Origin of the sequence: Microcoleus anatoxicus, assembly GCF_042465725.1 — a bacterium.
Taxonomy (GTDB): domain Bacteria; phylum Cyanobacteriota; class Cyanobacteriia; order Cyanobacteriales; family Microcoleaceae; genus Microcoleus; species Microcoleus anatoxicus.
The window spans coordinates 4,010,522-4,024,462 of sequence record NZ_CP120853.1 but is presented as its reverse complement, the minus strand read 5'-3'; the positions used below and the strand labels follow the sequence as shown (position 1 = coordinate 4,024,462).

General features: G+C 41.8%; 6 protein-coding genes. 2 read left to right on the top strand and 4 right to left on the bottom strand.

Features of this window, described 5'->3' with window-relative positions; all coding sequences use genetic code 11:
• Positions 1-6: 6 nt before the first annotated feature.
• The 4 genes from P2A85_RS17370 to P2A85_RS17355 all read right to left on the bottom strand — a co-directional run bounded on the left by P2A85_RS17370 (position 7) and on the right by P2A85_RS17355 (position 5,429).
• The gene (locus P2A85_RS17370) at positions 7-597 is read right to left on the bottom strand and encodes a type IV pilin protein (protein WP_377474175.1); all 591 of its coding nucleotides are present in this window, start codon (positions 595-597) and stop codon (positions 7-9) included.
• 43 nt (positions 598-640) lie between these two features.
• Positions 641-3,562 carry a pentapeptide repeat-containing protein gene (locus P2A85_RS17365; protein WP_377474173.1) on the bottom strand — a complete coding sequence of 974 codons (2,922 nt, stop codon included), beginning with the start codon at positions 3,560-3,562 and terminating at the stop codon, positions 641-643.
• Between the two features lie 318 nt (positions 3,563-3,880).
• A complete protein-coding gene (locus P2A85_RS17360) occupies positions 3,881-4,783 on the bottom strand; it encodes a DUF1822 family protein (protein WP_377474171.1) in 903 nt (300 codons plus the stop codon).
• 37 nt (positions 4,784-4,820) lie between these two features.
• Complete coding sequence (locus P2A85_RS17355) at positions 4,821-5,429, bottom strand: hypothetical protein (protein WP_377474169.1); 609 nt, start codon at positions 5,427-5,429, stop codon at positions 4,821-4,823.
• A 290-nt stretch (positions 5,430-5,719) separates the two neighbouring features.
• Here P2A85_RS17355 and P2A85_RS17350 point away from each other — a divergent pair, with 290 nt between their 5' ends.
• Positions 5,720-6,667, top strand: coding sequence for a LamG-like jellyroll fold domain-containing protein (locus P2A85_RS17350; RefSeq protein WP_377474167.1), 948 nt, complete (start codon positions 5,720-5,722; stop codon positions 6,665-6,667).
• 521 nt (positions 6,668-7,188) lie between these two features.
• Entirely contained in the window at positions 7,189-13,914 is a 6,726-nt protein-coding gene (locus tag P2A85_RS17345) for a S8 family serine peptidase (protein ID WP_377474165.1), read from the top strand.
• Positions 13,915-13,941 lie beyond the last annotated feature (27 nt).

Sequence of the window (13,941 nt, the reverse complement as noted above, 5' to 3'; positions counted from 1 at the left end):
ATCCTATTATGACAACAACTGAGGGCAATAATTATCGGGCTTAGAAATTAAATTATTTAAAATTCCTAACTGTTGAAGTACGGGAGAAGACAAACTAATTGGTAATGAAACTGGCCCGCAGGGAATAGGGTTATGTTTGATATACATAATTCCGAAATAAGATTGAACCCCTAATTGTTTAGACAAAGCTACCTGAACAGCCAGCGGATTGTTATTATAAGTTGTAAGTTTTATTCCATATAAATAATTGTTTGTTTCTGCCACGGAAAAACCAACTGATTTCAAAATACTAGCTGCAGAACTAGGTGCTTGGGGCTGCGGAAATGACAGTGTGCCAAAAGAGTATGTAAATTGAGATTCTTCTGAATATTGTGCAGTTTGATGTTTATTCAGATAGCTAATATATTGTGTAGCTTCACTTTCTTTAGCTTTGTTGATTAATCTGAGGAAAATAGGCAAAGCAATAGCCGATAATATCCCAATGATAAATATCACAACCAACAATTCAATCAAAGTGAAGGCTTTATCACAAGAATTTAATTTTATCATAGGGTGGGTGTCTTTCTCGCCATTAAAAGGTCGATGGACAACAGACATAATTGACATCCTAAAGCAAAATCGAGAATTATTTAACTAACCATCAACCATTTTCTTGCAATTTTTGCCAAGTCTTGGGAAACTCAGCTTTATTTTGACATATAACCGGCAACCAGCTAACACCGGGAATTTGCCCATCATAATTATCTTTTAGATGTTTTCGAGCTTCTCTCACGGAAACATAAAAAGAATTGCCACCAGCAAAAGCTTGGAGAAAAATTCTCAGAAACTCCTGGGCGATTAAATCCGGCACCAGTTCTCGCATCACGATAATTTGAGGGATATCTAAATCTTCTAATTGCTTCGCCAATCCCAAACCATCGCAAGAGTTAAAGATTGCTATTTCCAAACCCTTTTGAATAGCTATTTTCAAGGAATCTTTTAACTGTTCTACAGTTAAATTATCTGTATCATTGATACAAATCACCCCCGTACTGCCATCTACTTCGCTCTCACTGTGACCCGAAAAAGACAAGATATCCCAGCCTGTTTGATCTGTAAGATATTGCTCAAGTAGCTGGCGACTTGGTTTCTCCAAAAATATTGTTTCGGCTCCTGGCAAATTCTTCAAAATCTGCCTATCCTCATCAAGATTAAGGTTTTCACTTGCACCAAAAATTGCCAATATTCTTACTTTTTTTCTAGAGGGTACTGATTTTTTAACTCTGTTAGATACCTTGCGACTTAAAGCTACTTCTGCTTTACAGTAATTATTAAAAAATTCCCATTGATGCCAGGGGAGTTTTCGCAGTAAATTGTCTTCAGTTTCGATGATTACCCGCACCTCGTCATTGTGGTTTAATTTCTCGCACAATTCTTGCTGAATTGGGTAAAATTGTTCTGATTTTAGCCAGTTTTTTACATCTATTTCTACTTGTTCAACTAAGGGTTTTAGCTCCTCTATGGAAAAGTTATTGATTTGACCTTTGTTTACTTTTATGGCACGGTTGTTTCGCTTAAGGTTAAACTCATACATTTCTTGCCACTTTTGATAGTTTTTTGAAATTTCTGGTTTTGGTGGCAATTTGCCTTTTAATGTTATCTCTAAACGCTGGCGATCGCACAAAATATCAGCACTCACCTCAAACCCTTGTTTCAAGTCACCACGCTCAATTTTTAAGGTAACTACTTGTTCAGACAACGGTCTGACTAAATCCTCCATTACTGACAGCAAGTAGTGGCTTTGTTCTGCCGAGTTTTGCAGGAAACGTACTTCTCTTCTTGCCAATCGTAGCATTTCTTGATAGACAAAATTGAAATCATTGTGAATTTTTTCTTTGTCGGCATCAGGAGGTAAGCTGACTTTGACGACAACTGCATTTCTTTTGTTTTCAATGCTTTGAATGTTGAGTGGTATACCTTGATTTTCTACTTGCACTTGTTGGAAAGATTCCACGAAAGCTTTCCAGTCAAAACCGTGGTTAAAAATCAAGTCAACTGTATTTATAACTTCTTCAAAAAAAGTGGTAAATTCTCCTGGTTGATAGTTGTCTTTACCGCTGGGACGGCGTTCGCGATCGTCCGTTTCCGGTTTCGGTTCTTCTAGTAAATAAACCCACCTACAATCAACCCATTCTAGTTCCGTAGTGCTGTCAATATTCCAGGTTCCCAAACCGCAAACACCAGTCATTTGGGCGCTACTAAAATCAGTGCCGATCGCCTGAACTTGACTAAATATGGCATATTCTAAATTAGCTGCTTCTAAAGTCGCTTGACTGAGGTCTGCTGTTTGTAGTTTAGCATAACTGAGGTTTGCACCTATCAAGTTGGCTCCTCTCAAATCCATGCCTTGATAGGATTTGTGATAACCGTTGCCGGTGACAAGTAAATCTCGCACTGCTGGATTGATTAATATTGTCTCATCGACTCTTGCCCAGTCGAGAAAACGAGCGTGATGCCACATGGTGCGGTGGATATTTGCAAATCTAAAATCGGTGTTTTTGAGGGTGGCGTTGCTGAAGTTAGTATGGGCTAATTGAGTATTGCGAAAACTTGTGCCGCCCATCGCACCAATGATGATGGCTAACTGCCGAATTACGCTGTATTTATCATCTTCGGCTAAAACTCTCTTAGCAATGTAATTTCCTAATAAGATTAAAGCTACAGCTAACATGACAGCTCCGGCGATCGCCAGAATAACTACAGGCGGATCGGGAAATTTTTTGACACAATTATTCAGGAAGTCATAGCATTTATTGTTTGTGTTGTCAACTACCCCAGCTTGGATTAATACAGATGCTTTTAAATATCTCAAGGAATTTCTGGCAATAATTCCGGTGGCGATCGCACTTATAGCCACAGATTCAAATAAAGCCAATGCTGTAATCGTCCTCCCCAGAACAATTTCAGCCAATGTTAGGGCTAAAGGAAGAGCGACAATGGCGATCGTAGTTGCAACAACAGCCGCAGTTAATGTCACAATTAAAAACGGAACATCGTTAGCCTTCGTTTCGCCAGACAAGGCACTCATTAAGGCACCAGTTCTAAAAGACCTTAACCACGAAAGTATGGGATGTTTATCATTGGAGAATGCAGAGAGAAAACCAATGAGAGGAACAAAGATAGCAGCCGCAATACCTAAATAATCTAAAGCTTTTTGTATGCCTTGGCGAATTATCGTAGTCAACAGCATAGCATTGACTAATAAGATGATTGCAGTTGGCAGAAAACCGATATGCTCGGTTGTTTTGGGGATGAGAGATTTGAAGGTATTATCAACAGCAATTACAGCAGCTATGCCTGATATTGCCGAGAGCAGTGCTACAATTATAAAAATTTTGATTTGAGATTTTCTGGCTATTCCGCAGCGAGCGTAATGGAAATTAGCTCCATTGAGAGTTGCATTGGTAAAATCTGCACCTCGGATATCTGCATAAGAGAAATCTTCATTGGTGAGAACCTCACCTTTGAAAGAACGACCTTGGAGATTTTGATGGCGAAAGTTGTGAAAGGTTAATGATGACATAGGGGAGTTCGGCAACGGATTTTGTAACGGATTTAACGGATGTTTGGTAACGTGTTCCTCGTTTCCAGGCTCTGCCTGGAAATGCAGATCTAGAGGCTCTGCCTCATGGAATGAAAGAAGAGGCAGAGCCTCTGGATCTGCGTTACTAGGCAGAGCCTAGTAACGAGGAAAATCATCGTTTTGTAGGGGTAGTGCCCCCGTGCCTACCCTCCTCATCCAGGATTTTGTAGGTGTTTCAGGCATCAGGGCAACCACGGGGGGATTGCCCCTACAAGAGAATGAAACAGCCCTGGGTTTTAACCCCTGCCTGACTACAAACTACAAACGGAAAGATTGCCTAACATTTGCATCTCCTAACACGATATTAATGCTGAACAATTCCCTTAAATCTGGAGTAAATTCAAATTTAATAACGTTGTCAGCTTTTCTCGATTCTACCTGATAAAGTAGCTCCTCTGACTCATTCATCAGCATTAATTTTAACCCTGGTGGCAAATAAGTTTGATTTCCCATTGGATGCACTTCTATCTCAATATTTACTTCTAGCTCTGGTTCTGGGGGGAGACTGACTATTAGTGCTACGGAGTGTTCTGCTAGTTGCATTCCTAGGTCAATTTTATGACCGCGCTTGATGGGTAATGCGTTGTTGCTTCTAAAAGAGCGAACTTCAAATTGTTTTGGGTTTAATAGCTCGTCAATTACTTGCCATCCCGCATCAAAAACTTCATCGAACCAGTTCATTAAATTAATTGGTTTGAGTTGTTTGATTCGATTCATGTATACGAGCAAATCTTCGAGGGAATTCAGTGCACTCAGAGGCACTTGTTTAGCTACTGTTCTGGTAAATCCTAACAGCGTTGCTTGTTTCAAAGATTGGTCTAACTGTACGGCTACATAACCAATTCTGTCTCCCCAAGCATCGTAGGAAATCTGACAAGCGTCGGCATCTGGCAAGACGGGACGGCATTCTATTTTTCCTATTTGTTTAACGTCTAAATCTGCTACATCCATAAGTTTCAGCATTAACGGATTGCGACTATCGCTAACCGGCCAATCTGTCTCAAATCCCATGCAGCGGAGGTAAAAATCTACTGCATACACTGCGAGGGTATTGAGATAAACTTGTTTGAATTTTTTCGGACTGGATTGTTTGCCGCACTGTTGGGCGATTTCGTGTGCTTCAAAGGATAGGGGCACTGTGAAAGTTATTGGTTCAATCATTTTACTCATCATTAATTTCTCTTCTTGCGCTCAAGTCCTACTGTAATTTATTACGAATGTAATCTCCAAAATTACGCAAATTTCGATCGAAAAAACTTTGGAGTGCTGAAATGCTTTTGTCAAATTTTTGAGATAGAGTCTCCCATTTTTCATTATCTAATCTAGCTAAAGCTATGACTTGCCAAGTGATATCGGGACGACCTCTCATAGTTTTATTTCGGAAAATATTGTCTGGATCTTCTTCTATTAATTCCCGTAGTCTTTCGGTATCTTCAATTTCTTCTTGTTCAACTTTTTCTAATTCATCTAAACGTGGAATTCTTGTTTCTCTTCTATATCGATCGCACACATCTCTAAATCTAAAGTTAAAGAAGTGATTCACCCAAGCCATGACTGGTTTTTTTGAATCATAGATGTCAATGTTTTGACAGATGTATTCAACTATTTTCAACCGAGCTTCGCTGTAAATGTCTTCGTAAAGATGAAGAATGCTGTCATCACCTATGTGGGGACGAGTAAGTCTGTTATGACGGTAAATTTGGTCGATTAGTTTGGTTAATGCTATCTGTCGCTCTTGGCTTCTAGCTGGGTGCTGTTGAGCTTCTAGGGCTAGCTGTCGAAGCTGCAAATCAATTTCGTCTTCCATCGGGCTCTCCTCACTCCTCTGGGTATTTTTGTGCTGTCTGGTGAAACCTCTATTTATATTTCGGATCTGGCGGCTAGTTTTTACGCATTTAGGGGGAAATTGTTACAAAACTTTATGTTTTAGGGGTTTTGGAAAAAAAGTTTTGAGGTTTGCGTAAAAAGTTTGGCTGGATTTCGTAAGTAAGAATAAGGGGGCGATTTCCTGGGGTATGGCTTTGCTGGCGCGGGATTTTGGGGAAAGGGCGATCGTATGATTTATTTGCCAACTATAGTTTAAAGGAGTGATTTCTCATGAAAAAGTTTTTGACACTGGCAGTATTAACACTGGCAACACCGATAATAACTCAGCAGAGTGAGGCATTAGCTGTCACACTAGGCCCACTTCCCAGAGATGTTATTTACTCTGCTGAGGGAACTTTCAAGCGCCCAAACATTTTTTTCAATAATCCAACGGACACCATCCAAATTTCTGGTCAGACTGTACTTGGAAACGAATCTACCTATGAAGCTGGCATTTACTTTCCTAGTGGTATTGGTGCTTCTGGGTTAGTTTTTAATGAATTCAAGATGGCGTTAGAAGACAAAATATTCGCTGCTGGACCCAATGGTTTGACTGGTTATAATGATATAGGTCTGCCTTGGCAGTTGGGTGGCGTAACAAGTACAACACCGTTCGCACCTGATACTTGGCATCATATTGCGTTTGTACAAGGTGGAGGTACGCAACGCCTCTATCTTGATGGTCAAATAGTTGGTAGTATCTCTCGTGCTGGAAACATTCGGAACTCAGATGGCGGTGGCTTCTTGGGTGCAATTTTTCGAGACGATCCATCAAATATATACGATCAATTTGCACCTAGCTTTATCGGACACTTAGATACATTTCGTATTTCCAATGTGGCACGATACAGTGGCAATAGCTTCGAGGCACCAAAAGGAGACCTCACCTCAGATGCAAATACGCAGCTTTTGTACAACTTCATTTTAAAAGATTACTTTCAGCAAGATGGCGATACTTGGGTATCAGACCTAAGTGGTAATGGTCGTAACGGCAGGTTTGGTAAAGGTTTTGCAGGTGCAACATCTCCTAGCATCGTAGTTCTAGTTGACTCCCAAGAATCCACTGCCGTACCCGAACCTACTACAGTATTAGGTACTTTAGCTTTTGGTGCTGTTGTTTCCAGTTGGCGAATGAAGCGCAAACAGCAACAGAAAGTTTTGAATTCAACGATTGGTTAATCTGAGATATTGCTCTTCGTTGTAGTCCGTCGGGGGTTTAAACCCCCGCCTCATAGCGAAAGTCCTCTGAAGAGGACTGAAGAGTTGATTACATATTTCCAATAAAAACATCATATCAATTCCGTTAGCATCGGAATTATTAATCTCTCTCTTCTCTTCCTTTGCGTCCTTTGCGCCTTCGCGGTTAAATCATTCCGATGCAACCGGAAACGATATCACATATTCTGGTCACGTTCAGGTGAAAACAGAAATTATACCGGTGTCTATTAGTCCTCTTTAGAGGACTTTAGCTATGAGCCAGGGAATTAATTCCCTGGCGGCCTTTCGGGTGAAGTCGAGACTAATAAACATTTTACGCTCGCCCGTTTCAAAAAAAAGTTCCAAGATTTGCGGAAAAAGTTGAGCCGGATTTCGTAAGTAATAACAAGAGGCCGATCGCCTTTTTGGCAATATTGGCTTTGGCTGAATTTGATTTCATTATATCACTTTTAATTCAATCCTCGACTAGGAGTGCAATTTCAATGGCTACCACAAATGAAGTTTCCAGCAACCAGCTCATCGATGTTTTGATAACTGACACTTTACCGGGAAGTGCAGCCAAAAATTCCCTCCTCAATCCTTTAAGCAGCAGCAACAGTCAAAATATTGGCGGTAGTCCTTTGATAGCGGATAGCAAAACTCCGTCAGTTATTGAACCAGAAAAGCTCTCCAATCCGAATGACACGCTGAACTCTAAAAATGCGATTGCGGAACCCAATAGCAAAAAAATAGATGATTCATTAATTGTTTCGGACACTCTAAAAGGCGGTTTAAGCGGCTCACCCAGCACCAGTATTAGTCAGAAAACTCTATCTTCCAGTCCTGGTACAGATGTCAAAGATACCCTGACTGGAAGCACAAAAGATGCACAGTTAGTTGTGATTAAAGGCGACAGTATTACAGCAACTGATTCCTTGACTAATCCTCAGAGTGTGGAGAAGATAGCATCTGATAAAACTCCCGATACCTTAGCTGAGAAAGAAACTAAGACAGAAATTGCGATCGCCCCAAATACCTCTGTCGCAGAATCCAAACCAGCAACGACTACCTTAGCTGAGAAAGAAACTAAGACAGAAATTGCGATCGCCCCAAATACCTCTGTCGCAGAATCGAAAACCACAACGACTACCTTAGCTGAGAAAGAAACTAAGACAGAAATTGCGATCGCCCAAAATACCTCTGTTACAGAATCCAAGCCAACAACGACTACCTTAGCTACAAAGGAAACTAAGTCGGAAATTGCGATCGCCCCAAATACCTCTGTCGCAGAATCCAAACCAGCAACGACTACCTTAGCTGAGAAAGAAACTAAGACAGAAATTGCGATCGCCCCAAATACCTCTGTCGCAGAATCCAAACCAGCAACGACTACCTTAGCTGAGAAAGAAACTAAGACAGAAATTGCGATCGCCTCCAATACCTCTGTCACAGAATCCAAACCAGCAACAACGGTTACAGAAGCTAGTAAAATCGATAAATCAACAACAGACAAACCAGCCAATACTGTCGCCGATATCAGCAAAAATAGCAACCACGAAAGCTCTCAATCTACCACACAAACAGAAAATAAAGCTGTAGAAAAAACTGAAATCTCAGTAATAGAAGCATCCAAAGAACCAAATACAATATCTACCAAACCAGAGATTTTAGCAGCAAATAATCCTTTTGTATCGGGAAAATTTCTTGTTGATTCAAAAGGTCAAGTCGGCATAGATTTTGTATTTGACGGTGGCTTGTTTCGGGGACAGCTAGCCATTTTCAGCCTCAAAGGTATGGAGAAGTTTGTACCGGGTTCAGACGAATTTATTAAAGAAACAGCTTCGAGAGCACTTAGTAACTCTGCAAAAGGTCATGTAGTGATTAATGATTTGAGTGAAGGTGCAAAATTTACGGGTAATTTACCTGAAGGCAATTCTAATGAAGGAAGTTACTTAGGAGTTAAGACTTTTGCGATGACTCCGGGTGAAGAATTTGGGGTGATGTTAGTGCCGAATGGGACTGTACAAGAAGTTTTGAATAATCCGGCGATCGGAGGAGACAAACGTCCTTTATTTTCAATGGCTACGGCAAATCCCAATCAGGCGTTTCAGGTAGGACAAATTGCTGATGTAACAGGGGATGGAAACACCTTTGCAATGGAGGATATGCGGGTCGATTTAGGGAGCGATCGCGATTATAATGACTTCGTATTTCAGGTGCGGGGCGCTAAGGGTAATGCGGTGCGGTTGAATGATGTGATTAATCCTGATAAAGATTGGCGCAAAACAGATATGGGTCAGGCTTTGATTGCTTATGCTAAGCCTTACGTTGAACCGAAGTTAGATCCCGCAAAACAGGATGCAAAACCTGTAAATAAGGCTCCTTATGGTTCGGTTTTGGATGTTCCAATTCCTGATATTGCAGGTGATGCAAAGGCTGAGGATAAAAAGGCGATCGCACCTGTTTCTCCTGGTACTGAATCTGTATCGAAAACCGAAGTTGTTACTTCAGATAAGGCTGTAACGCCAGCGGTGAAGATTGAAGAGGATAAAAAGGCGATCGCACCTGTTTCTCCTGGTACTGAATCTGTATCGAAAACCGAAGTTGTTACTTCAGATAAGGCTGTAACGCCAGCGGTGAAGATTGAAGAGGATAAAAAGGCGATCGCACCTGTTTCTCCTGCTGCTGAATCTGTCGATAAAACTGAAGTTGTTACTTCAGATAAGGCTGTAACGCCAGCGGTGAAGATTGAAGAAGACAAAAAGGCGATCGCACCTATTTCTACTCCGAATGAATCTGTCGAGAAAACTGAAGTTGTTACTTCGGAAACAAGTGTAGCGCCAGTGGTGAAGATTGAAGAGGATAAAAAGGCGATCGCACCTATTTCTACTCCGAATGAATCTGTCGAGAAAACTGAAGTTCAGACTTCCGAGACAAGTATAAAGCCGGTGGTGGAAATTGCAGAGGATAAAAAGGCGATCGTACCTATTTCTCCTGTGGTTGAATCTGTGTCTAAAACTGAAGTTGTTACTTCGGAAACAAGTGTAGCGCCAGTGGTGAAGATTGAAGAGGACAAAAAGGCGATCGCACCTATTTATCCTGCTGCTGAATCTGTCGATAAAACTGAAGTTCAGACTTCCGAGACAAGTATAAAGCCGGTGGTGGAAATTGCAGAGGATAAAAAGGCGATCGCGCCTGTTTCTCCTGGTACTGAATCTGTATCGAAAACCGAAGTTGTTACTTCAGATAAGGCTGTAACGCCAGCGGTGAAGATTGAAGAGGACAAAAAGGCGATCGCACCTGTTTCTCCTGTGGTTGAATCTGTCGAGAAAACCGCAGTTGTTACTTCGGAAACAAGTGTAGCGCCAGTGGTGAAGATTGAAGAGGATAAAAAGGCGATCGTACCTATTTCTCCTGCTGCTGAATCTGTAGAGAAAACTGAAGTTGCTACTTCAGATAAGGCTGTAACGCCAGCGGTGAAGATTGAAGAGGATAAAAAGGCGATCGCACCTGTTTCTCCTGCTGCTGAATCTGTATCGAAAACCGAAGTTGTTACTTCAGATAAGGCTGTAACGCCAGCGGTGAAGATTGAAGAGGACAAAAAGGCGATCGCACCTGTTTCTACCTCAACAAAAGATGCGCCTGCTTCAGAGAAAACTGTAACGACATTAGTTGAAACTGAAACTCAAATAGTTACTCAACCAGTCACTCAACCTGCACCTCAACCTGCACCTAAAAACCTTTCGACAGTTGAGATAGAAACCAAGACAAATCAACCACAACCTGCTGTTACTCTCAGTCCAAAAAATGATGACAAACCAGCCATTTCTACTCAAGAAGTTGCTCAAGTTTCTCAGCCGATTGCCCATGAAAGTAAGCCAGCAATTTATCCTCAAGAAATTTCTGCTGTCACTCAATCAATTCCCACCGAAAGCCAGCCAGTAACTGCTACCCCAGCAGTCGCTAAGCAAGCAACTGCTACTAACAGCCAACCAGCAACTTTTATTCAACAAGTTGCTCTTGTAACTCAACCTGTCGCACCCAATTCATCCAACAAAACAGCCACAAACAGTCAATATCAAACCAATACAACTCCCACAAATTCTGCTCAAAATGTTAGCGATAACCCGCCTGCAACGGTTTCTTCATTCAATTTTTTAAAAGCAAATCAGCCCTTAGTCGGTATTATTAGCACAGGATTTAATGCCAATAATTTCGATATAGACTACAGTCGCATTACTCTCGGAAAAGACCGCATTGCTAACGATGACAATCCCTTAATTAAATCCGGTGAAGGCAGCGAACAAGGCACTCACGTTTTAGGCTTAATTGCCGCCACTCAAAATAACAGCAAAGGCATCGACGGTATTAACAACGAAGCACCGATTTGGTTGGGTCGGGCTAGCGGCAATAACAGTTGGGCAGAATCCTTAATTGAATTTGTCGATACTGCCAAAAAATCTGGTCAATCGAATGCAGTTGTTAATATCAGTTTTGAATTAACTCAAGTTGATGCTAGCAACAAAATAATTCCGCGCTACGAACTGACAGAAGCCGAACAAAATGCCCTAGAATATGCTCGCAAAAATCACATAATTGTAGTCGTTCCTGCGGGAAACAATCCCCAAGAAATATCGGCTTTAGGGAAAGCATCTCTTCAGTTTGACAATATCATCACCGTCGGTGCATCTTCTGGCGGTCAAGTCACAGATTATTCGGGAACAGGCAAAGGCTTAGACATTTTAACTGAAGGAGGAACGCTGAACAATCCCGTGCGATCTACCGTCGGTGAAAGTACCGGATTGATGGCAGGTACATCTGTAGCAGCCGCCCAAGTTACAGGTGCAATTTCTCAAGTTTGGGCAGCAAATCCCCTGCTAAATTATCAGCAAGTTCTCGATATTGTCAAACGCACCGCAACTGATATTGCTTTGCCTAATTGGGATGCCAAAACAGGTGCAGGATTGCTGAATTTAGCAGCAGCAGTACCTTTAGCAAAAGCGACTGAAGCTAAACCGCTACCACCAGAAGCGACTGTTCAAGATGTTGTCAGCCAAATCAATAACTTAGCTCCCGAACTCGACAAAGTTTTAGAGCAGTTTAACAATCAGCTTCAGCAAATTTCTGCCAATCCAGATATTGCTTTAGTTGAGCCGAAATCTGAAGATGAGAAACAAGCTTCGCAAGAACTTGATGCTTTAATTGCAGATTTGCAAAAAGAAATTGATGACTTGCAAAACGATTCGTTTGCTGATGTTGACGGCATTGCTAGCGAATATCAATTTAATGCGAAAGACCAACCTTTAATCGGCATCATCGATACTGGTTTTGCCGAAAACAATCCCGATATTGACTACAGCCGGATTATCAAAGGTCGCGATTATAATGATAGCGATGAAAATCCATTACTTCCTGCCAGCGACCCCAAGGCAGAACACGGCACTAAAGTATTAGAAGTTATCGGGGCAAAACAGAACAACGACATCGGCATCAATGGCGTTAATGACGATGCACCGCTGTGGGTTGGACGTGCTGTTGGTTCTGGGAAATGGGCTCAATCTTTGCGGGAATTTGTGGATGCTGTCAAAGTATCTAAACAGCCCAATGCTATTGTCAACCTCAGTTTTGATTTAATTGACAAAGATGGCAACACCCGCACTAAATTTACAGCAGAAGAACGAGCCGCCATTGAATACGCTCGCGATAACAAAGTCTTGATTGTAGCAGCGGCAGGAAATCAAGGTGTGGAAGGTTTATCTGCTTTGGGTAAAGCTTCGCGGGAATTCCCCAATATCATCACAGTTGGTGCGGCGGATTGGAATGGAAATCTTGCTGACTATTCCAGCTACGGTGCTGGCATAGACTTAGTTGCTTTTGGCAGTACCCCTGACGGTAAAGCAGGTTCCGAAACCAATTCAAATGAGGATTTGCTCAAAGATTTAACTCTCGAAGAGCGGCAGGCTTTGGAAAAAGCGATTAAATTTAACGAAGCACCAACGGAAGATAGCAAACTGACTGAATCTGAGGAAAAACTGGTCTCAGAAGCGACTAAAAAATTAGGAAAGGCGTTAGGAAATATTAAGAATCCTGATAGCAATTCAGCGGCATCAATTCCCGAAATTGTCGGTACTTCCATTGCTGCGGCGAAGGTGACTGGTGCGGCTTCTCAAGTTTGGGCGGCTAATCCAAATTTGAGTTTTGCACAGGTGAAAGCTATTCTCAAAGCAACTGCGGTGGATTTGGGTACTCCTGGGTGGGATATTCAAACAGGTGCGGGTTTGTTGAATCTGGCTGATGCTGTAGCAATGGCTAAATCTCCACCCTCTGGACTTGATATTTCAGATAGTATTTTCTCCTCTGATTCTGATGTTTGGAGTGAAGAAGGTACATCTGCGGAACGCGAGGCTTTCTTCAAAAAATTATTGGACGGAGCGAAGAAAATCTTTAGCAAGGTGAGCGGATTTGTTAACAAGGTGGTAGGAGTTGTTAATAAGGTATCTAGTTTCATAGGAAAAGTTAAAGACTTCTTTTCCAAAGTTAGCGGTATCTTCTCGACGGTTAAGAAGGTATTTAGCTGGATTGGTACCAAATTCTTGGCTCTGCCTATCTTGGGGAAAGTTGGGATAGTTTTAGGAGGAATTGCTCTGGTTGGAGGTGCGATCGCGGGTTTAGTGGCATGGTTTAAAAAGAAGAAACAGCCTCAAGAACAACCCGTTCAAAATACCACTCCGCAGGAAATTATCGATCTCCAGGGAATTTGGGGAGGCTTGCCAACTGTACTGAAAACTGCTCTAAAAAATGGGATTAATAGTCCTTATGGGCAACCGCTTTTTCAGGGAGATCCGGCTGGTATGTTGCCACTAATCCAGACTTTATCCAGCATCAATCCAGGACTGAATTCTACATCGCCACAACTTTATTCTTGGCTGTTATATGGCACACCAGCTCAGTTTTTGCCTGTGTTACAGGGGAGTGCAACAACTCCTGCACTTCCACCGGATGTTGCTAGTGCTTGGAGTGTTCTGAATCCACAGCAGAAACAAGAACTTTTGAAGTTCCTGCAAGGTGGAATTCCGCAGCTATATCAGCCCCTGTTTAATGGCACCGATCCTGATGGTATTTTGCCACTATTAAATGGTTTAGGTGGAATATCACCCAATGCTCAAAGCACTGTTTTGACTTTCTTACCAGGGGGAATTCCCAGTCAGTATCAGCCAAATTTTCCCTAGGGCTGGCTGATTTCCAAAATCTAATTG

Excerpts from the sequence above, each read along its gene's own strand:
- P2A85_RS17350 (WP_377474167.1), top strand. The coding sequence starts at position 5,720 with ATGAAAAAGTTTTTGACACTGGCAGTATTAACACTGGCAACACCGATA.
- P2A85_RS17365 (WP_377474173.1), bottom strand. The coding sequence starts at position 3,562 with ATGTCATCATTAACCTTTCACAACTTTCGCCATCAAAATCTCCAAGGT.
- P2A85_RS17370 (WP_377474175.1), bottom strand. The coding sequence starts at position 597 with ATGTCTGTTGTCCATCGACCTTTTAATGGCGAGAAAGACACCCACCCT.
- P2A85_RS17345 (WP_377474165.1), top strand. The coding sequence starts at position 7,189 with ATGGCTACCACAAATGAAGTTTCCAGCAACCAGCTCATCGATGTTTTG.
- P2A85_RS17355 (WP_377474169.1), bottom strand. The coding sequence starts at position 5,429 with ATGGAAGACGAAATTGATTTGCAGCTTCGACAGCTAGCCCTAGAAGCT.
- P2A85_RS17360 (WP_377474171.1), bottom strand. The coding sequence starts at position 4,783 with ATGATTGAACCAATAACTTTCACAGTGCCCCTATCCTTTGAAGCACAC.